Source organism: Hyphomicrobium sp. CS1GBMeth3, from assembly GCF_900117455.1.
Taxonomy (GTDB): domain Bacteria; phylum Pseudomonadota; class Alphaproteobacteria; order Rhizobiales; family Hyphomicrobiaceae; genus Hyphomicrobium_C.
Map to the genome: position 1 here is coordinate 49,912 of NZ_FPHO01000003.1, position 20,437 is coordinate 70,348.

Sequence of the window (20,437 nt, forward strand, 5' to 3'; positions counted from 1 at the left end):
GAACACTGGGATATGAGGCCATGACCGAGAAGCTCGAAGACATCGCCATCGCCATGGTGGCACCCGGCAAGGGCATCCTGGCTGCCGACGAAAGCTCCGGCACCATCAAGAAGCGCTTCGACAGCATTGGCGTCACCTCCACCGAGGACACCCGCCGCGACTATCGCGAGATGCTGTTCCGCGCCACCGACGCCATGAAGAACTACGTTTCCGGCGTCATCCTTTACGATGAGACGATCCGCCAGAAGGCCAAGGACGGCACCACGCTCGTCGACGTCATGAGGGCCGCAGGCTCGATCCCCGGCATCAAGGTCGATCTCGGCGCCAAGCCGCTTGCCGGCCCCACCTCCGAGATCGAGACCATCACCGAAGGCCTCGACGGCCTGCGCGAGCGTCTCGCCGAGTACTACGACCTCGGCGCGCGCTTTGCGAAGTGGCGCGCCGTCATCACCATCGCAGACGGCCTGCCGACGTGGAACTCCATCAAAGCCAACGCGCATGCGCTCGCGCGCTACGCGGCGCTCTGCCAGGAGGCCAAGATCGTGCCGATCGTCGAGCCCGAGGTGCTGATGGACGGCCCTCACTCCGGCCACGACATCGACGAGTGCTACCGCGTCACCGAATGGACGCTGCGCACCGTCTTCCGCGAGCTCTACGACGCACGTGTCTCGCTCGAGGGCATGGTATTGAAGCCGAACATGGTCATCGCCGGACAGAAGAGCCCGCGCCAATCCACGCCCGAAGAGGTTGCGGAGAAAACCATCCGCTGCCTCAAGGAGACCGTGCCCTCCGCGGTACCGGGCATTGCCTTCCTCTCGGGCGGTCAGTCCGACGAGTTGGCGACCAAACATCTCTCGCTGATGAACGCAGCCGGCAATCTGCCCTGGGCGCTGACGTTCTCTTACGGCCGCGCGCTGCAGGCTGCGGCGCTCAAAGCGTGGGGCGGCAAGTCCGAAAACGTCGCGGCCGGTCAGCGTGCCTTTGCGCACCGCGCGCGCATGAACAGTCTCGCGGCGCTCGGCAAGTGGGACGCTGGGCTCGAGAAAGCGGCCTAGTCGCACGAAGACGATGTCATTTCGCAAGACAGAGAGCTGAGGGCGTTCCGCGCATCACGACGCGGAGCGCCCTCAAGCTTTTCCGCCGCCGGCACATATTCTCACCGCGAGCTTAGTGCGCTCTCGATTTTTTTGTGCCATCGCGGAACAACTGAACACCAAATCCCGTTTTATACACAGGCCCACGGGTGCGGCGCCGGATGCCGCATCTCCGCACCAAACGTTTGCGACATGGGGCGGGGGCCTTCAATTTCTATAGCTTTGATCCAACCGGATCAGGGCTGAAGCAGCAAGGCGCAATGAGCCCCCCTCATTGCGCCTTGACTGTATTTGCCGCCCGAACGGGAGCTTTCGCTCCGGCCCGCGCAGTCTTTATCAGTTCAACCAAAACCCGGAAATGACATCGGCCAGCGTCTCGGGCGATTGATACGTCTTCTTCTTGCGTTTCTTCGTCTCTGTCGACGTCGCAACCGTTTCAGCCGCCGCCGGCTCGGGCCGCAGCGTACGTCCGGTTAACGCAGCCGACAGCCGGCTGTCGTGTCCATAGAGATCGCGGAACGTCGTCACGTGGCCACTCTTGTCGGCCACCGCCGTGAAGTACGTTATATGCACCGGAATGGGGTTCTGGAGCTTGACCTCGCCGCCGCGCGCGATCGTGTTCTCGACAGCCGCGGGATCGAGACCGTTGCCTTCCGCAAGCAGAACCGCGGCGAACTGCATGGGATCCTGAACGCGGATGCAGCCATGCGAGAGCGCCCGGCTCGACTGCCCGAACAGCGAGCGCTCGATCGTATCGTGCATGTAGACGTCGTGCCGGTTCGGGAACATGAACTTCACGCGACCGAGCGGATTGCTGCCGCCTGGCGGCTGAATGAAGCTGTATGCGCGCAGATCCGCCGTGCTCCAATTGACACTGTCGGGATTGATCTCCCGCCCACCGTAATAGACCTTGAGCCCGTGCGCCCGGATCGCCGCGCCACCACCGCCGCCGCCGCCAAAGAGCTGTGAGAAGAAGTCACCACCCCCAGCCGAACGCAACCGTGGCGCCAGCTCGCGCTGCTTGATGCCATCCGGCATGCCCCAGGAGGGATTGAAGACGATCGTCTTCATCGTCTCGGAGAACACGGGTGTCGCCCAGTTCGGCAAACCGACGATGATGCGCTCCTCGAACAAAATCTCCTCGCCTTTCGTGACGCGCGTCATGTACTCGGGGATGTTGTTCGTGACGTAGACTTTGCCGAGATCCTCCGGCATCCAGCGCCAGCGCTCCATGTTCATGACCAGGAGCTGCGTGCTGCGATCGGGGTCTGCTGCAGGGCGCAGAGCCTCGACCTCGCGGTTGAGCGCCTTGCGCGTCGCACCGGTCAGTTCCCCCGACTCTTCGAGCCCATTCGAGGCCTGGAAGGCCTTGAGCGCCAGCGCAAGCTTCTCGTCGAACAGCGTCTCCTCAGCGCCGGGCTCCGCCGGCACTTTCACACGCTTGCGCAACAGCGCGATGTTCGGATGCTTGACACCGACCTTCAGCATCTCGCGTGTCGCCGGAAGATTGATCGTCATCGCCGGATCGATCTCGACTGGCGAGCGCGAGGCGCCGCGCGCGGTGATAAGCGCCTTGTGCAGATACTGGAACTGCGGGTGCTTGGGATGCTGGTTGCGCAGGTACGCATCGGGTGCCCACGTCGCAGCCAGCTCCGTCAGCACCGTGTTCGGATCCTTGATCGGCGGCGCCTGATCGAGAATGCGCGAGAGCGACGCGAGATTGACGCGACCACCGCGGGCATGCCGCACGTACTTCAAAAACTCGAGCGTAAGCCGCCCCTCGGCCTCGGCGAGGGCTTCTGTCGCGGGCGACGCGCCGAGCGTCGGCAGATCGAACGCGGCAGCCGACAAGCCCCATTCGTCAGCCTTGCGGATCTCGTCCATGGTCCGCGTGGCTTTCGTCGAGAAGCCCGAAGCCTCGACCCAGATCGGCCCCTCGGTGCGCGCGCCGTAGAACGCGACGGCCGCCGCCGCATCATCCTTGTACGCCTTGCCGGCGTTGGCGGAGTTGCCGAGCCAAGTGCGCACGGCCCCGATCACGGGATCGACGGGCGGAGCGGCTGGCGGCTGAGCCGCAGCGGCAGCAGGCGGTGTCGCGCCCGCGTCCGGCGCAGAGCTCGCAGCCGAATCTGCCGCAGGCGCGGGTGCAGGCGCAGCCGCGCCCGCCCCAGCGGCAGGCTCTTGCTTGGCGGGCTCGCTCTTGGTCTCGGCATTGTTTGCAGGCGGCGTCGGCGTGACGGCATTCGCCACGGCATCGGCCGGAGTCTTCTCCGCCGGCTTGGCATCTTGCTGAGCCGGAGCCGCCGGAGTTTCGGTTTTGGGCTGAGCCTCAGTAGAGGGTGTTGCGGCGGGCGTCGCAGGCTTGTCCGGGATGGCCCCGGTGGTCTCAACGGGGGAGGTGCCTGTCGGCGGTGTTGCGGTTTGCGCCGCAAGTCCCGAAGCGGTGGCGGCGAGCACGACAACCGAGGCCGTGGCGGAGGCGAGACATTTGAAAGTCGTGGTGGGCATCAGTCTCTCCGTCAAAGCGGGACGCAGCACCCTTTCAATCAATTGGCCGCAGTCTCAACAATGGCCGAGACTTGCCGGGACAGCATGGCGATTTCAAGCCCGCAGCTCATGCGAGTATTGGGATTCGCGCGCTGGAACGATACCGGTTAGGGGCGCGATGCGATAGGGTTAAGACCGCAAGTGTCTGCTATTCCAACGGCTAATGCACCACATCGAGGCCGCGAGTCTCTTTTCCGCCCGAATTGAGCCGGATACGCTCGCCCGATACACTAGGACTTTAATTTTCCCGGCGGGAGATCGACCGAAGGATCATGACCGAGGCACAGTCGGAGCCACGTCTTTGCCTGATCGCCGCCGCCACTGCGGACGACGCGGGCTGGCACACGCGCATCGCCGCGGTCCTGGAGGCAACCAGCGCCGCAACCCTGATTCTGACGACACCGAAAGGCGCCAGTATCGACGTCGCCGCCGCGCGCCCCCTCGTCGAGAAGGCTCAGACAAAGAACATCGCCGTCCTGATCTCCGACGACATCGAAGCAGCGCGTGCGCTCGGTGCCGATGGCGTGCACCTGAGCTGGCGCCCCGAGATCGAGGACGCCTACGAGGCCGCCCGCGCCGCTCTTGGCTCTGACGCCATTGTCGGCGCCGACGCTGGCGTCTCGCGCCATGACGCCATGACGCTTGGCGACGAAGCCGCAGACTACGTTGCCTTCAGCCGCCTGCCGGACACAAGCGACGACCCAACCGCCGCCGAAGCGCAGCACGAGCTTGTCGCCTGGTGGTCCGAGGTCTTCGTCGTGCCGGTCGTCGCCTTCGACGTCGAAACACCCGCCGAGGCCGCCGATCTCGTCCGCAACGGCGCCGACTTCATCGCCGTGCGCCTGCCGCCTGCTCCACCCGAGGCCGGTGACGCAGCCTGGGCTGCCGCGTTTGTCGCAGCGCTCGAGGCCCGCGCCGACGCAGCCTGAGGAGCCTCCCCGTGCGCTCGATCAATCTGATTGTTCTTGGATCCGCCGGCATTGCGCTCGGCGCCCTCGGAGCCCTGGTGGCGACCGGCATGCTGACACCCTACCTGCCGCAGTTCGGAAGCTCGGAGCCTACGCAATCCGAGCAGCCGGCGGAGATACCCGCCAAGGCCGCGAGCCTCCCTACAGACGATCCCGCCTACGCCGCGTTCGACCAGGGCAAATATCTGACCGCGCTCGAGCTGGCCGAGAAGGCCGCCCGTCGCGACGACCCGCAGGCCCACACCCTGATCGGCCGCATCTACGCCGACGGCCTCGGCGTGCCGAAGGACGAAGGCACCGCCGCCCGGTGGTACGCACGCGCCGCCGAGCTGGGCGACGTTCCCGGAACGCTCGCACTCGGCACCATGCTGGCCGAGGGCCGAGGCGTCACGAAGGACATAAACCTCGCCGCCGAGATGTTCGAGAAGGCCGCCGCCACCGGCGATCCCCTGGCCAATTACAATCTGGGCCTCATGTTCCTGCGCGGCACCGGCAAACCCGAGAACCCCTACCGTGCCGCCCAGCACATCCGCTACGCGGCCGAGAAGGGCGTCGCGTCGGCCCAGTACGACCTCGCAGCGCTCTATCTCGAAGGCAACGGCGTCCCCAACGACGCCCTCGAAGCAGCCCGCTGGAGCGCCAAAGCCGCGGAAGCCGGCCTGCCCGCCGCCCAGTATGATTACGCCGTGTTGCTGCTGCAGGGCCGCGGCCTCAAGGCGGATGAGGGCAAGGCCGTCAGCTACCTGCAGTCTGCCGCCAACCAGGGCGTCGCCGGCGCGCAGAACCGCCTCGGCCACCTCTATGCCCAAGGCGTCGGCGTCGAAGCCAATGCCGTCGAGGCTGCCAAATGGCGCATGATCGCCAAGGCCGCCGGCGTCACCGACGACAAGCTCGACCTCTACGTGGCCGCCCTGCCCGACGCCGACCGCACCAAGGCTGAGGCTGCCGCGACCGAATGGCGCGAGAAGCGGCAGGTTATGGCAATGCCCTAACCGCGTTGCCCCGAAAGGGGTTGACGTTACGGCAGGAAACCTTCAGAGCCTCGCCGAGCCAGTCCCGCGCTCGTGCGCCCCGTCTTAAAAGTCACACCCTCCATGCCCGCTTCCGCCCTGATGAACGTCATGATCGCCGCCGCGCGCAAGGCGGGCCGCTCGCTCGCGCGTGACTTCGGCGAGGTCGAGCAGCTGCAGGTCTCAGTCAAAGGCCCGGCGAACTTCGTCTCGGCCGCCGACTTGCGCGCCGAGGAGGTCATCTTCAAAGAGCTGTCGAAAGCGCGTCCCGGCTATGGCTTCCTGATGGAGGAGCGCGGCGAGATCGAGGGCGTGGACAAAACCCACCGCTGGATCGTCGATCCGCTCGACGGCACGACGAACTTCCTGCACGGCATCCCGCATTTCGCGATCTCCATCGGGCTCGAGCGCGACGGCGTGCTGGTTGCCGGCGTGATCTACAATCCCGCCACCGACGAGCTGTTCACCGCCGAGAAGGGCAAGGGCGCGTATCTCAATGACAAGCGCCGCCTGCGCGTCGCCGCGCGCCGCACGCTCGCCGACGCCGTGGTCGTGACCGGCATCCCGCATCGTGGCCGCCCTGGCCATCCGCGCTTCCTGGACGAAATGAAAACCGTGATGATGGAGGTCGCGGGCCTGCGCCGCTCGGGCTCTGCCGCGCTCGATCTCGCCTACATCGCCGCCGGCCGCTACGACGGATACTGGGAGCGCGGCTTGAAGCCTTGGGATCTCGCGGCCGGCATCGTGCTCGTGCGCGAAGCTGGCGGCCTCGTCACCGACCCCGACGGCAGCGACAAGGCGCTCGAGAGCGGCAACGTTCTCGCAGGCAACAATTATATCACCAAAGCCCTGCAGCCGCTGCTAGCCCACTAGGGGGTGTACCTGCGAGGGCGAACTCTGCGCCGTGCGCAAAGGCGCTCATCGCCGGCCGTCGACCGAGCCCACCCGAGGGCCAAAAGCAGGCGACGACACTTGGCTGGTCGCGGTTTGGGATCTAAGCTTTCGGGGGCCGAAAGTAGATTGCGCCCGCTAGGCCACCCCTCGCGCCGCGACTGCGCAGCGACAGGAGCCAGCCATGACCGCCACCGGATCAATTTCCCTTCCGCACGAGTTTAACTCCGCGGAACTGGGCGCCTTGGCTCATCTTTATCGCGGCGAGGTGTACCGCAGCACGATCTGGCGGACGCGCCTCGACAATACGACGAACTGGGCTGTCGTCGCGTTGGGCATTGCCATCTCAGTCACGTTCTCGAGCCCCGAAGCCTCGCCGTTGCCGCTGCTTCTGGTCGGCATCCTGATCGTCGTGTTTTTGGTGTTCGAGGCGCGTCGCTATCGCTACTTCAATGTTTGGCGCGCACGGGCACGGTGGATGGAGACATATTTCTACGCCCCCATGCTGCGCGGAGAGGATGTGAAAGCCCGTAATGACTGGCACTTGGTCCTGGCGAACGACTATTGCGATCCGCGCTACCACATCTCCATTTTGCGCGCCATTGGGCGCAGATTGCGCCGCAATTACATTTGGATTTTAGGGATCCAGGGGCTGACCTATCTAGGAAAAATTGCAATTCACCCGGTGCCGATTGCAAGCTTCGACGAGTTGTTCGGGCGTGCTGCCGTGGGCCCCATCCCGGGCGAGTGGATGCTCGCGGCCGGCGTGGTTTTCAACGGTGGTTGGATTCTATTCGCGCTCGCCACGCTCTACCTCGATCGGACCAAGCGAGCGCCGGGCGCTCCCCGCGTTGCGATGGGCTAAAGGTTGAGGCTGAAGCCCACGCGTTCCATCGGGCAGTGAGTCACGCGTTGACCACGCGCGCCGCCTGCGAACAATCGTAAGCAGACGCGGCCGGTGTGCACAACCTCAACCCGGCACGCCTCAACGCCCCTTCTTTCCCCCACGCGCCGCGAACCGCACCGCTTCCTCGGCCGCGCGCACGACGGCCTTGGCTTTGTTGATGCACTCCTGCTGCTCTTTTTCCGGCACGCTGTCGTAGACGATGCCGGCCCCCGCCTGCACGGTGAGCTGCCCGTCCTTGACCAGCGCCGTACGTAAGACGATGCAGGTGTCCATCTCGCCGTCGGCCGTGAAATAGCCGACGCAGCCGGCATAGGGCCCGCGCTTGGATTTCTCGAGCTCGTCGATGATCTCCATCGAGCGCACCTTGGGCGCGCCCGACACGGTGCCGGCCGGGAAACCCGCCATCAGCGCATCGATCGTATCGCGCTTCTCAGAGAGCCGCCCGACGACATTCGAGACGATGTGCATCACGTGGCTGTAGCGCTCGATGACGAAGCGCTGCGTCACCTCGACCGAGCCGACCTCCGCCACGCGCCCCACGTCATTGCGCCCGAGATCGAGCAGCATCAGATGCTCGCTGCGCTCCTTGGGATCGCGGATCAGCGCATCCGCCAGCGCCTTGTCTTCCGTCTCTGTCGCACCGCGCGGCGCGGTCCCGGCGATCGGCCGGATCGTCACCTCGCCGTCGCGTACGCGCACCAGGATCTCGGGCGACGAGCCGACGAGCGCGAAGCCGCCGAGATCGAGGTGGAACAGGAATGGCGACGGGTTCGTGCGACGCAGCGCCCGATAGAGCGCGAACGGCGGCAACGCGAACGGCGCCGAGAAGCGCTGCGACAGCACCACCTGGAAGATATCGCCAGCGCGGATGTACTCCTTCGCGCGCTCTACCATCTTCATGTACTCGCGCGGCGTCGTGTTGGAGCGCGGCTCGGGTAGCGCCAGCGCCTTCGACGCGTGCGCAGTCGACGTATGCGGAACCGGCTTGTCGAGCGCTCGGACCGCATCCTTGAGCCGCTTCAGCGCCGCCTTGTGGGCCTTTTCGGCGTCGACCTTCTTCTCGGGCCGCACCGGCGTCACGAGACTGATCTCGTCCTTCACAGAGTCGAAGATCACGATCACCGTCGGGCGCACGAGCACCGAGTCCGGCACGCCGAGATCGTCCGGCTTCACATTCGGCAACGTCTCGATGAGCCGCACCGTGTCGTAGCCCATATAGCCGAACACGCCCGCGGCCATTGGCGGCAGCTCGTCCGGCAGCCTGAGCCGCGATTGCGCGAGCAGCTCTCTGAGCGAAGCCAGCGTCGGCTGCGAATCCGCCTTGAACGCCTTCGGCTTCTTCGCCGGATCGCGGTTGATCTCGGCTTTGTCTCCGCTCGCACGCCACACGAGGTCCGGCGCGAAGCCGATCACCGAGTAGCGCCCGCGCGAGGCGCCGCCCTCAACGGATTCGAGCAGGAACGAATACGGCTTGCCCATCGCCAGCTTGAGATAGACTGACACCGGCGTCTCGAGATCGGCGACAAGCCGCGTCCACACCACCTGCGGCTCCCCGGCGCGATAGCGCTTGGCGAAGGCATCGCGAGACGGAAACGCCTCGAAGCCGAGACCCTGCTGGGGAGCCTTCTGAGAGAGCGTGCTCAAAGGAATGCGGCTCCTTACTGGTCGGCGCTCTCGGAGGCACCCGTCGCGCGGGCGAGCTCCGCCTCGTTGACGCGCACCTTGAGGCCCTGCTTGAGCGCCTCGACGTAGGCGATGAGATCGTCGTTGGCGATCTGCGACGAGAGCTCTTCCCTGAGCTTGTCGATCTGCTCCTTGCTGGCCGCTGGCGCCGCGAAGATCTCCTTCACCTGGAACACGACGCGGCTGGCTTGATCAGGGGTATCGGCATAGCCGGCCCCGCCCTTGGCAAGCGCGAACGCCTGCTTCACACCCTCTGTCGTGAGGCCGGGCGGCGAGGTGTTGCGCTTGATCTGCTCCACGACGTCGGGCGTGCCGCCGGCTTCCTCGGCGATCTTGGCGAAAGCCTCGCCGGCCTTGAGACGATCGACAAGCTTCTGCGCCAGCTCGTTGAGCAACCGCGCCGTTTCTTTCTCGGTATAGAGCGCCTTGACCTGGTCCTTGACCTCTTCGAACGGCTTCTGCTTGCGCTCGATCACCGAGAGCACGTCGAACCACGCATAGGCCGATCCCGGCAGCTCGACCGCATCGGGCTGCAGGCCGACGCCGGTCGCAAAAACCTCCTTCAGCACGACGGCCGCATCCGGAACGTCGAGCGCCGTCTTGTCGTCGGGGGTCTTGTTGTCCTTGTCGACCGCTTCCACGTCGTAGAACTTGAGCTTCTGCTCCTCGGCGATCTCCTTGAGCGTCTTGCCGGCGTTGCGCCCTTCCTCGATCAGATCGTAGCGCTCCTGGATCAGGCTTTCGGCTCGCTGCCGACCCAGCGCATCACGCACCTGATCCTTGACCTCCTCGAACGTGCTCTCCTTGCCGGCGTCGATCTCCACCGCGCGCACGAGCACCGTCGCGAAACGCCCCTCGATGGGCTCCGAAAGTGCGTCGCGTTCGAGGCTGAAGGCCGCGTCCGCGATCGCGGGATCGATAAGCTGCGCCTTCGTCACCAAGCCGAGGTTGACGTCGTTCTCTGTCGCGCCCTGCGCCTTGGCGACGTCGAGAAAGTTCTTCTTGCCCTCGACGATTTCGCGGCGCGCGGCTTCCGCGGTCGCCTTGTCCTTGAACGCGATCTGCTGCAGACGCCGACGCTCAGGCTTGTCGTAGGTCGCCTTGTGATCGGTGTAGTACGTCTTGAGCTCGTCGTCGGTGAGCTGTACCTCGGACTTCAGCGCATCCGCCGAGAGAATGAGCAGCGCCACCTTGCGGTACTCCGGCGTCATCAAGGTGTCTTTCTGCGCCTCGTACGTTTCCTTGAGCTTTGCTTCGTCGGGCTCGGCGACGGACACCTTCTTGGGATCGATCTGCACCAGCTCGATGGTGCGCGTCTCGTCGCGCCAGGCATGCAGGTCCTCAACCATCGGCTGCGGCACCACGACGGAAGAGGTCAGCGCATCCGAGATCTGCCCGCGCAACTCGTCATCGCGGCGGATGACGAGGAAGTCCTGCTCGGTGAGATTGAGCTGGCGCAGCAGCCCGTCGAACCCGAGGCGCGAGAACTTGCCGTCCGGTCCGTGGAAGTTCGGGTCGTTGCGCACACCCTCCGCGAGCGCCTCGTCAGAAAGAGCAAGCCCGAGCCGCTCCGCGTGCGTCTTGACCGCCGCCTGCGCGATGAGCTGGTCGAGCGCCTGGCGATCGAGACGCAACATGAGCGCCTGCTCGGTGGTGAGCCGGCCGCCGTCCTGCAGACTGATGCCGCGGATCGTGTTCTGGAACGCGCGCTGGAATTCCGTGACCGTGATATCGGTGTCGCCGACTGTTGCTACCGAACCGCGCCCAGCACCACGGAACACATCAGAAACGTTCCAGAAAACGCCGAAGCTGACGATCAGAATGGCGAACAGAAACTTGGCCACCCACCCTTGGGCGCCGCGTCGCATGGCGTCGAGCATCGAGAAGCATCTTCCTGTTAAGCGCGGGTCGGCTGGCGCCTGAGACGTTTGCGCCGCCACCGCTTGTAGAAAAGGATGAACCCGTCCATGACGGGAGGTGTCGGAGTGATATGAAGCCCAGCACGCCCGTGAATGCAAGACCGGTGCTGCGGAGCTGAAAATTAGTTAATCCAGGCCGCTCCTCGGACCATCGGGGCCGCTTAGGGTGGCCCCGGACGCTGGATTTATGAGGAAACACAAAACCGGATGAGGCAAGAGCCGCGCGCATGACCAATGCTCCCATTCGCCCCCTGATCGCCGGCAACTGGAAAATGAACGGGCTGGCCGCCGCGCTGGCTGAGGCCACGGCCGTACGCGATACGCTCCCGTCCCTAGGGGGAAATGCGGCTGAGGTCATGATCTGCCCGCCCGCCACCCTCCTGGCGCAGCTTGCGGGCCTTGCGAAAGGCTCGCCGCTCGCCGTCGGCGCCCAGGACTGCCACTGGGCCGCCGCGGGGGCTCACACCGGCGATATCGCCGCCGAGATGGTGAAGGACGCTGGCGCCTCCGCCGTCATCGTCGGCCATTCCGAGCGCCGCGCCGACCACGGCGAGCTGGACCGCATCGTGCGCAGCAAAGCCTCCGCTGCCCACCGCGCCGGTCTCACCGCCATTGTCTGCATCGGCGAGACCCGCGGCGAGCGCGAGGCCGGCCTGACCCTCACCGTCGTGCGCCGCCAGCTTGCAGGCTCGCTCCCCGACGCGGTGGACCCCACCAACTCCGTGATCGCCTATGAACCTGTCTGGGCCATCGGCACCGGGCTGACGCCGAGCACCGACGACGTCGTCGAGGTCCACGCCGCGATCCGCGCCTATCTCGTCGAGCGCTTCGGCGCAGCAGGCCAAGGCGTGCGCATCCTCTACGGCGGCTCGGTCAAACCGGCCAACGCCCGCGAGCTTCTCGCGCTGACGGACGTCAACGGTGCACTCGTTGGCGGCGGCAGCCTCAGGGCCGAGGACTTTCTGGCCATCGTGCGCGCCGCGCTGTAGAAGCTGTCCACAAAACAAGGAGCACGGGCGTGGGCGGCACCGGAGCAGCCATGACGATGAGGCAGAAGCGGGACACGGAACGGAGCCTGGCACGGCGCGTCCCGGCGGCTGCACTCCTGCCCGCGGCGATGCTGAGCCTCGCCACCCCGACCGCCCTTGCCGCCCCGCTCGATCCGGAAGCCTGCACCGCGCTCAAGACGGAGCATACGAGCCTCGTCGCCGCCGGCGCCAAATCCGACATGAGCCGCGGCCCCGAGTGGGCCAAGACCAACCTGGCGCCCGACCGCCTGGACAAGATCAAGCGGCTGATCGCGGTCGAGGAGCAGCTGAGCTTCCGCTGCGGCGAGCAGCTTACCGCGCGCCCGCAGATCAAAGAGCTGCCGAAGCCCGCCGGCGTCGCGAGCTCGATCCCGCCGCCGATCCGCAAGGACGTGAAGGCTGCCCTCGCCGCCAAAAACCGGCAGGCCGGGCAGCGCTAGCCGCTCTTGGCAACAAAAGCGTCAGGAATTCAAAGATACCCCGGAGCCCCTAGCCCTCGCGCCGCGGCTGGTGTAGAAGCCCCGGTAATCCCCTTAACACGCTCCCGGCACCGGCTTCCGGAGAGCATGGAGTTTTCGCTTCTATGACGACGGTTCTTCTCGTCCTTCACATCATGGTTGCGGCCGCACTGGTGGCGGTCGTGCTCTGGCAGCGCTCCGAAGGCGGCGCGCTCGGCATCGGCGGCGGCGGCGGTGCCGGCGGCTTCCTGACCGGCCGCGGCACGGCGAACCTCTTGACCCGCACCACGGCGATTCTGGCCGCCTGCTTCTTCCTGACCAGCATCGCGCTGACGCTGGTGTCGAAGCGCACCTCGCCCGTCGGCTCGCACTTCGACGCGCCGGCCTCGTCGACTACGGCCCCCGCAGCACCCGCGCAGGAAGGCCAGCCCGCGGCCCCGGCCGCACCGAGTGACGGCGCACCCCGCGGCGGCATCCTCGACAAGCTCCGATAACGGGACACTCGGCCTCTCACCTGAGGATGTGGCGCGCGCGCAACTGTCCGCAGGCTCACGCTTTGCTATCGTGGCCGCGTCCAGGAGCGGAGAAGCGCGCCCATGCATTTCCGAAACATGCCTCACAGAAACGGCCCTTGCCGAGACATGCCTCGCCTTAGCGTGCGCCCATTCGGCCCCGCCGCCATGACAGCGGCCGTGCTTCTTCTGGCCGGCTGCTCGGCAGGCGGAGGCATCGGAGCCTTGTCGTCCGGCCCGCTGCCCTATCAGCGCGGCAACGCCATCGCCCCCTCCGGCTACACCGAAAGCCAGATCGGCCCCGACCGCTACCGCATCGAGGTCAAGGGCCCGCCGAACACGCCGCACGAGCGCATGGAGAAGATCGCCGCCACCCGCGCCGCCGAGATCGGCAAGGAAAACCACCTCGGCTATTTCAAGATCGACAGCGTCAACCACGCGACCCACTGCGAGGATTTCAAGCCCGGCCCGAGAACGCCGGGTGGCGCCTCCGGCTCCAAGACGCTGGCCTACGCGGTGATGACCGCCGACGTCTCCTATACCAAGAGCCCGCCCGACCCGAGCTATCAGAACGCCCGCCAGAGCTTCGATCAGCTGCGTGCCGAACTCGACCAGGACCAGTCCGCGCCCCCGCCGTCCGACCCCGCCGCACCGCCCCAGTGCAGCTGAGGCTTTGCAGTTAACGGACCGTCACGTCACGCATCCAATCCGGCCCACTTCAAGGCCGCCGTGGATGAGACAAGAAAACCACTTCGAATCACGCCCCTACGGCTGTAATGTTAAAGCCCATGCAACGGTACATCTTCATTACCGGTGGCGTGGTCTCCTCCCTCGGAAAAGGTCTCGCTTCCGCCGCCCTTGGCGCGCTTCTGCAGGCACGCGGCTACTCCGTCCGCCTGCGCAAGCTGGATCCTTACCTGAACGTCGACCCCGGCACGATGAGCCCTTACCAGCACGGTGAGGTGTTCGTGACGGACGACGGCGCCGAGACGGACCTGGACCTCGGCCACTACGAGCGCTTCACCGGCGTGCCGGCGAAGAAGTCCGACAACATCACCACCGGCCGCCTCTACCAGGACATCCTGGCGCGCGAGCGCCGTGGCGACTACCTGGGCGGCACCGTGCAGGTGATTCCGCACGTCACAGACGCCATCAAGCAGTTCGTCACTTCCGGCAACGAAGACGTCGACTTCGTGCTCGTCGAGATCGGCGGCACCGTGGGCGACATCGAGGGCCTGCCGTTCTTCGAGGCCATCCGCCAGCTCGGCAACGAGTTGCCGAGGCATTCGTCGATCTTCATCCACCTGACGCTGCTGCCCTACATCCCGTCCGCGGGCGAGCTCAAGACCAAGCCCACGCAGCACTCGGTGAAGGAGCTGCGCTCGATCGGCATCCAGCCCGACATCCTGCTCTGCCGCTCCGACCGCGACATCCCGAAGGGCGAGCGCAAGAAGATCGCGCTCTTCTGCAACGTGCGCGAGGAAGCCGTCATCCAGGCGCTCGACGTGGCCTCCATCTACGACGTGCCGCTCGCCTATCACCGCGAGGGCCTCGACGACGAGGTGCTCGCCGCCTTCGGCATCACAGGGGCCCCGCGCCCGGATCTCTCCCGCTGGGAGACCATCTCGCGCAACGTCTCCTCCCCCGAAGGCGAGGTGACGATCGCCGTCGTCGGCAAGTACACCGGCCTCAAGGACGCCTACAAATCGCTGATCGAGGCGCTTGTGCACGGCGGCATCGCCAATCGCGTCAAGGTCAACCTCGAATGGATCGAGAGCGAGATCTTCGAGCGCGAGGATCCGGCCCCCTATCTCGAAGGCGTCAACGGCATCCTCGTGCCGGGCGGCTTCGGCGAGCGCGGCTCGGAAGGCAAGATCCTCGCCGCCAAGTTCGCGCGCGAGCGTAACGTGCCCTACTTCGGCATCTGTTTCGGCATGCAGATGGCGACGCTCGAAGCAGCGAGAAACCTGTGCGGCATCGCGGGCGCGGGCTCAACGGAGTTCGGCTCAACCGACGAGCCGGTCGTCGGCCTGATGACCGAATGGATGAAGGGCAACGAGCTCGAGAGCCGCAGGCAGGACGGCGACCTGGGCGGCACCATGCGCCTCGGCGCCTACCAGGCTGCACTCGGCCGCGACACGCGCATCGCAGAGATCTACGGATCGACGGAGATCTCCGAGCGCCACCGCCACCGCTACGAGGTGAATACGGACTATCGCGAACGGCTCGAAGCCGCCGGCCTGCGCTTCGCCGGCCTCTCACCCGACGGGCTGCTGCCGGAGACGGTCGAGTATCCGGATCACCCGTGGTTCATCGGCGTCCAGTTCCACCCGGAATTAAAGAGCCGCCCCTTCGAGCCGCACCCGCTCTTCAAGAGCTTCATTGCCGCGGCCGTGGAGCAGTCAAGGTTGGTTTAGTTATCACGCTCGCCGAGAGTCAGCTTTTGACCCAAGACGGGCATGCGCGGCGCGGTCAAAAAATGGGCCCCCGACCTACAGCGTTAAGCCCGCCGCCAAGGCGGGCTCGGATGACACTGGTTCGTCCGCGTCAATAATGACGACGGCGGCAGGGGCCGCCGGCACGTCCACCTAGTCCGCGGCGACCGGAGCTTTGGCGTCGAGCGGAAGGAAGGTTGTTGCGCTCAGCTGCTCCCAGTTGCGGAGTGTCTGAGCGCCGATGGCGCAAAAAACGCGTCCGTCACGATAGAAGACGGCACAGTTTCGATCTCGGGAGGAACCCTGCTCGCGCCGCGACGAAGTATCGTCCGAGGCAGCCGATGGGAGGAAACTGGGGGCATGCGGTCAGGGTCGGCTTGGCGCATCAGGGCGCGTCTCCGACTGTTGATTTGCTGCAAGTGCACAATCTGGGTCCTTCTCGAACCCAAAACGCGAAAGGAACTTGTGCCAGTAAAGCTTACCCGCCAGCAAAAGTCCGGCAATTCCACCCAACAGCACCTGCAGGATCATGCTTCCGGTGCCCGGATCGAGGTAGGCATACGCAGAACCCGCAAAAATGCCAAGGAAGACTACGGCCATGGCCGTCCGAAACACCTGCACACCCATAATCAATATCCTCATGCACCAACACGGTCGGGCATCCCTCTCGAGCCGAGAATGGAACGTCTGGGAGACAAACGTCTGAGAGACACGAAGGGTTCATATAACCGTCACAAATGGTTTAATTTTGTCCTGCGCGTATCCTGGACGAACACCGCTGCGACGCAGCGATTGCGGCTGCGAGGACGAGTATGAGACAAGAGCATGAGGACACCGGCACGGCCGGGTCCGGTAAGGTCAAGTCCGAAGCCGCAACACCGACGACCTCACATTGGGGCCCAGCGGTGTGGCCGCTCCATCCATTTCTCTTCTCCGCCGCCTCGGTTCTCGCCCTCTACACGTCGAACCTGAGGGAAACATCATTCCGCGACGTTGCACCGACGCTGATCACCGTCGTCGGTTCGGCGGCATTACTTTTCGTGACGATCGGGCTTTTGCTGCGCGACTTCGGGCAGCGTGCTGCCGTTCTCGCCAGCATTGTCCTTGTCGGTGTGCTCTATCATACCGACCTGTTCGCTCGCTTAAACGCGCTGCTCGGCGGTATCGTACCAACGACGGCAGCGGTGCCTCTGATGCTGATCGTGGTCGGCCTGCTCGCCATCCTGGTCATGCGCGTCCGCTTCGACTTGACCCTGCCGAACGCGCTTCTCAACGGGATTGCTCTCGTTCTCCTCATGACGCCCGCGTGGAGTGCCGCGTCCTACACCCTCGCGACAATGGGGCTGCAAAGATCCACGGTTGCCGCAGCGTCGACGCCGGCCTCGTCGATCTCCGTGCCTCAAGGAGCCGTTGCCGCACCGGCGTCCGCCTCGACGCCCGACATCTACTATTTCATCTTCGATCGGTATGGCTCGCAACAGACGCTGGCGCGGGTCTATGACGTCGACAACCGTCCCTTCCTGGAGTCATTGCGTGCAAAGGGCTTCTACGTCGCGTTGGGGAGCCACGCGAACTACCCGAAAACCGCCCCCTCCCTCGCCTCCACCTTTCATATGGACTATGTGGATTTCCTCGCCGCGGATCCACTCGCCCAACGGAACGAATGGCATCCCATATACGACATGCTGAAAAACCACCGCGTCGGGAACTTCCTCAAATCAAGAGGCTATCGCTTCGTCCAGATCGGGAGCTGGTGGGCGCCGACACAGCACAACACTGCTGCCGATGAGAGCTACAGCTTCGGCTTCAGCGAGTTTGCCTGGCTCTACCTACGGCGGACGATCGTGCCGAAAATGCTCGACGCCGTCGCACCCGGTATCGGTATCGCTGGTATGACAGACTGGGACAACGGCCAATGCCGGCGCGTACCGTTGCAGTTCGCGGAGGTGAAAGCCATCAGCGAGCGCCCCGAGCCAACCTTCACCTTCGTGCATGTCCTCCTTCCGCACGAACCCTATGTCTTCGCCGCCGACGGCCGCTGCATGCCTCCCGAGGAGGTGCGGTCGCGCGGCAAGATAGGGGGTTACGTCGGGCAGTTGCTCTACGCCAACAGCTTGATTGGCGACATCGTCGACCACCTGTTGGCGCTGCCGATAAAGCCCATCATCATTCTGCAAGCGGATGAAGGCCCCTACCCCGAGGCATACCGAACAGGCAACCGGTCGTGGAGGAAGGCCACGCCCGAACAACTCGCCGTTAAAACGGGCATCCTCAATGCCTATTATTTTCCCGACGGCGACTACTCGACGCTCTATCAGGATATAACGCCGGTGAACACGTTCCGGCTCCTGTTCGACAAGTATTTCGGCACGGGCTATGGCCGCCTGCCAGACCGGACATTCGCCTTTCCTGACTATTCCAGTATCTACGATTTCTTCGATGTCACCGAACCCACGCGGCTCGGCGACGGCCCGGCAAACTGACGCCGATGCTGCAATGTCCGGCCGAGGAATGCAGGTGATCAATTGGCGCCGGCCTGCATCGAGTGCATCACCTAGTCAATCCAGAAGCTGCCGGGCTTCTGACGCGGCGGGAATCATTGCGAAGAGGTGCTCACCCCGCCAGCGCTCACGCCACTCGCCGAGCCGGATGGCAACTCGGTCGGACGGCGCAGCAGGACGCGCACCCGGAAGCCCTGTTTCGGCAATTCCTCCAGGAGGCGCCGGCCGGTAAAGCCGGTCGCACCGGTCAGCGCGATCAGGGGCCGTTTTTCGCTCAACGCAGAATCCCGGCGTGGGCGTCACTTCGCATGCCCGCGACCCAGGTTTCAAGCACCTGCACCTTGCGAGGCTCCAGCGCCACAAGATCGGCGCGGCGGCCGGGCGTGATATGGCCAAGGTCCGAACGCCCGAGAAAGGCGGCGGGATTCGCGGATGCCAGCGAGAGCGCCCGTTCCAGCGGGATTTGCAGGAGATCGACACAATTGCGGATCGCAGTCGCCATGTCGATGGCCGAGCCGGCAAGCGCCCCGTCCTTGCGCGTGCAGCGGCCGTTCACCACTTCGATGGTCTCGCCGTAAAGCTCAAAGCTCGACCGCGTCCCGCCGACCGACGCCATGGCGTCGGTCACCAGCATCGGATGCGCGCGCCCGGACAAAGCGATGCGCAGCATGGCCGGGTCGACATGCAGGCCGTCCACGATGACGCCGAAAAACACGTCGGGACTTTCCAGTGCGGCACCCACCGGTCCCGGCGCGCGGGCGGACAAGGGCGGCATGGCGTTGAACAGATGCGTGAAGCCGGTCAGCCCTTGCGCGATCGCGTCTTTCGTCTGTTCATAGGTCGCGGCCGAATGACCGAGCGAGACCCGGATGCCGGATCTGGCGAGTTGCGCGATAAAGCCCTTGGGCTGCACCTCCGGCGCAAGCGTCACCAGCATGACGCCGCGGCCCAGCGACGTCAGCAGCTTGAAGTCTTCGGCGTCGGGCTGGCGGATAAAATCGCGCCGATGCACGCCCGGCTTCTCCGGCGACAGGAACGGCCCTTCCAGATGGATGCCAAGCACGCCCGGGTGATCGGAGGCCTTGCGCACGGCGTCGATGGCGGTCTTCATCTTGTCGCGCGTATCGGTGATGAAAGTCGGCAGCAGCGAGGTCGTGCCGGATTTACGATGCGCGGCAACGATGGTGGCAATCGCGGCGGCGTCGGGCTGGTTGTTGAACAGCACATCGCCGCCGCCATTGACCTGCACGTCGATGAAGCCGGGCGCGAGCCAGGCGCCGCCGGGAAGCGTATGCACGTCCGTGCCGGCGGGCACGCGGTCGCGCGGCACGATCCCGGAAACGCGCGCGCCGCCCACCAGCACCGCTTGGTCGCGATGCAGATTTGCGCCGTCGAACACAAAGTCGGCGGCGATGGCGTGCCGTTTCGATGATGTCATTGCGTGCGCGTCACTTTCCGCAGATGCCGCGGCCGGTCGGCATCGGTGCCGAGCCGGTCGGCCAAGCGCACGACCATCGCATAAAAACTCTGGATCAGGCAGATCGCGTCGGTCGCCGGATGATCCGGGCTCAACGCCGCGAGTTTTCCCGGAGCCGGATCTCCCGGCCCGGCCACCAGCACACGCGCGCCCTTGCCGCGCAGGTCGGAGACCAGCCCCGCCATGCCGGCGGCGGCTTCATCGGCCGGCAAGAAGACAAGGATCGGATAACGCTCCGACACGAGCGCGACCGGCCCATGCAGGAATTCCGCGCCGCTGAACGGCTCGGCATGCAGATTGCCGATCTCCTTCAGCTTGAGCGCAGCCTCGCGCGCGATCGCAAGCGTCGGCCCGCGGCCGATGGTGACAAGGCTGCGCGCGCCGGCCAAAGCCTCGACCGCCTCGGCCCAGTCGAGCGCCGTGGCTTTTGCCAACCGTTCGGGCAATCGGTTCACCGCGCTTGCGAGCGCCCTATCGTCCGACCACACCCCGACCAGCCGCGACAGCGCCGCAAGCGTTGCGACAAAACTCTTGGTGGCCGCGACGCTTTCTTCCAGGCCGGCACCCATGGGCAAAACGAACTCGCATTGCGTGGCGAGCGGTGAATCCGGCGCGTTCACGATGCATGCCGTGATCGCGCCTGCGCCGCGTGCGCTTTTGGCCTGCGCGATCAGATCGTCGCTGCGGCCCGATTGCGAGATGGCCAGAAAGAATTGCCCGTCAAGCCCGAGCGCACGCCCATAGACGCTCGCGATATTCGGGGCCGCGGCCGCCACTGGTATCCCGAGCGCAAGTTCGATCAGGTGCTTGCCGAAGGTCGCGGCATGTGCCGACGAGCCGCGGGCACAGGTGACCACCACGCGCGGCGGCCGCGCTTTCAGCCGCGCCACAAGCTCCGCCACCGGCTGCGCCAGTACGCGCTCCTGGCCCGCGACCGCCTGCGGCGCTTCGCGCAGCTCATTCGCCATTCCGCTTTCGCGTCTGCCCATCAATCAACCCAATAAACA

Annotated in this window: 17 protein-coding genes and 1 pseudogene; 11 read left to right on the plus strand and 7 right to left on the minus strand. The window is 65.4% G+C overall.

Annotated features, from left to right (window positions below; genetic code table 11):
- The first annotated feature begins 20 nt into the window (after window positions 1-20).
- Window positions 21-1,055 (plus strand): class I fructose-bisphosphate aldolase, encoded by a 1,035-nt coding sequence (locus CS1GBM3_RS07570; protein WP_072393984.1) that lies wholly within the window; start codon window positions 21-23, stop codon window positions 1,053-1,055.
- Between the two features lie 375 nt (window positions 1,056-1,430).
- Here CS1GBM3_RS07570 and CS1GBM3_RS07575 read toward each other — a convergent pair whose 3' ends face one another.
- Window positions 1,431-3,602, minus strand: a complete 2,172-nt coding sequence (locus tag CS1GBM3_RS07575; RefSeq protein WP_072393987.1) for a L,D-transpeptidase family protein — start codon at window positions 3,600-3,602, stop codon at window positions 1,431-1,433.
- A 311-nt stretch (window positions 3,603-3,913) separates the two neighbouring features.
- On the opposite strand from CS1GBM3_RS07575, the gene CS1GBM3_RS07580 reads away from it, so the two are divergent.
- The 4 genes from CS1GBM3_RS07580 (at window position 3,914) to CS1GBM3_RS07595 (ending at window position 7,375) form a co-directional block, all read left to right on the plus strand.
- Window positions 3,914-4,570, plus strand: coding sequence for a thiamine phosphate synthase (locus CS1GBM3_RS07580; RefSeq protein WP_072393990.1), 657 nt, complete (start codon window positions 3,914-3,916; stop codon window positions 4,568-4,570).
- Between the two features lie 11 nt (window positions 4,571-4,581).
- Window positions 4,582-5,601: a tetratricopeptide repeat protein gene (locus CS1GBM3_RS07585; protein ID WP_072393993.1), complete on the plus strand. Its 1,020-nt coding sequence runs from the start codon at window positions 4,582-4,584 to the stop codon at window positions 5,599-5,601.
- Window positions 5,602-5,703: 102 nt separating this feature from the next.
- Entirely contained in the window at window positions 5,704-6,492 is a 789-nt protein-coding gene (locus tag CS1GBM3_RS07590) for an inositol monophosphatase family protein (protein WP_072393995.1), read from the plus strand.
- Window positions 6,493-6,694: 202 nt separating this feature from the next.
- On the plus strand, window positions 6,695-7,375 hold the full coding sequence (locus tag CS1GBM3_RS07595; RefSeq protein WP_072393998.1) for a DUF2270 domain-containing protein: 681 nt from the start codon (window positions 6,695-6,697) through the stop codon (window positions 7,373-7,375).
- Between the two features lie 120 nt (window positions 7,376-7,495).
- On the opposite strand, the gene trpE is transcribed toward CS1GBM3_RS07595, so the two are convergent.
- The gene (trpE, locus tag CS1GBM3_RS07600) at window positions 7,496-9,061 is read right to left on the minus strand and encodes an anthranilate synthase component I (protein ID WP_083567319.1); all 1,566 of its coding nucleotides are present in this window, start codon (window positions 9,059-9,061) and stop codon (window positions 7,496-7,498) included.
- 14 nt (window positions 9,062-9,075) lie between these two features.
- Window positions 9,076-10,980, minus strand: a complete 1,905-nt coding sequence (locus tag CS1GBM3_RS07605; RefSeq protein WP_072394001.1) for a peptidylprolyl isomerase — start codon at window positions 10,978-10,980, stop codon at window positions 9,076-9,078.
- Between the two features lie 266 nt (window positions 10,981-11,246).
- On the opposite strand from CS1GBM3_RS07605, the gene tpiA reads away from it, so the two are divergent.
- The 5 genes from tpiA to CS1GBM3_RS07630 all read left to right on the plus strand — a co-directional run bounded on the left by tpiA (window position 11,247) and on the right by CS1GBM3_RS07630 (window position 15,434).
- On the plus strand, window positions 11,247-12,008 hold the full coding sequence (tpiA, locus tag CS1GBM3_RS07610) for a triose-phosphate isomerase (RefSeq protein WP_072394004.1): 762 nt from the start codon (window positions 11,247-11,249) through the stop codon (window positions 12,006-12,008).
- Between the two features lie 56 nt (window positions 12,009-12,064).
- Window positions 12,065-12,487: a hypothetical protein gene (locus CS1GBM3_RS07615; RefSeq protein ID WP_171946458.1), complete on the plus strand. Its 423-nt coding sequence runs from the start codon at window positions 12,065-12,067 to the stop codon at window positions 12,485-12,487.
- 143 nt (window positions 12,488-12,630) lie between these two features.
- A complete protein-coding gene (gene secG, locus CS1GBM3_RS07620; protein WP_072394010.1) occupies window positions 12,631-12,999 on the plus strand; it encodes a preprotein translocase subunit SecG in 369 nt (122 codons plus the stop codon).
- 147 nt (window positions 13,000-13,146) lie between these two features.
- Window positions 13,147-13,686, plus strand: coding sequence for a CC0125/CC1285 family lipoprotein (locus CS1GBM3_RS07625; protein WP_072394013.1), 540 nt, complete (start codon window positions 13,147-13,149; stop codon window positions 13,684-13,686).
- Between the two features lie 119 nt (window positions 13,687-13,805).
- On the plus strand, window positions 13,806-15,434 hold the full coding sequence (locus CS1GBM3_RS07630) for a CTP synthase (protein WP_072397313.1): 1,629 nt from the start codon (window positions 13,806-13,808) through the stop codon (window positions 15,432-15,434).
- A gap of 384 nt (window positions 15,435-15,818) precedes the next feature.
- Here CS1GBM3_RS07630 and CS1GBM3_RS07635 read toward each other — a convergent pair whose 3' ends face one another.
- Window positions 15,819-16,079: a hypothetical protein gene (locus tag CS1GBM3_RS07635; RefSeq protein ID WP_139247841.1), complete on the minus strand. Its 261-nt coding sequence runs from the start codon at window positions 16,077-16,079 to the stop codon at window positions 15,819-15,821.
- A gap of 185 nt (window positions 16,080-16,264) precedes the next feature.
- Here CS1GBM3_RS07635 and CS1GBM3_RS07640 point away from each other — a divergent pair, with 185 nt between their 5' ends.
- Window positions 16,265-17,935, plus strand: coding sequence for a sulfatase-like hydrolase/transferase (locus CS1GBM3_RS07640; protein WP_072394019.1), 1,671 nt, complete (start codon window positions 16,265-16,267; stop codon window positions 17,933-17,935).
- Window positions 17,936-18,084: 149 nt separating this feature from the next.
- Here CS1GBM3_RS07640 and CS1GBM3_RS07645 read toward each other — a convergent pair.
- The 3 genes and pseudogenes from CS1GBM3_RS07645 to CS1GBM3_RS07655 form a co-directional block, all read right to left on the minus strand.
- Window positions 18,085-18,231 (minus strand): annotated as a pseudogene (locus tag CS1GBM3_RS07645) (NAD-dependent epimerase/dehydratase family protein); the annotation flags it as partial.
- Window positions 18,228-19,391, minus strand: a complete 1,164-nt coding sequence (gene nagA, locus CS1GBM3_RS07650; protein ID WP_072394025.1) for an N-acetylglucosamine-6-phosphate deacetylase — start codon at window positions 19,389-19,391, stop codon at window positions 18,228-18,230. The pseudogene CS1GBM3_RS07645 and the gene nagA, both read right to left, overlap by 4 nt.
- Window positions 19,388-20,398, minus strand: a complete 1,011-nt coding sequence (locus tag CS1GBM3_RS07655; RefSeq protein ID WP_244534587.1) for an SIS domain-containing protein — start codon at window positions 20,396-20,398, stop codon at window positions 19,388-19,390. The genes nagA and CS1GBM3_RS07655 overlap by 4 nt, the downstream gene beginning before the upstream one ends.
- Window positions 20,399-20,437: the final 39 nt, after the last annotated feature.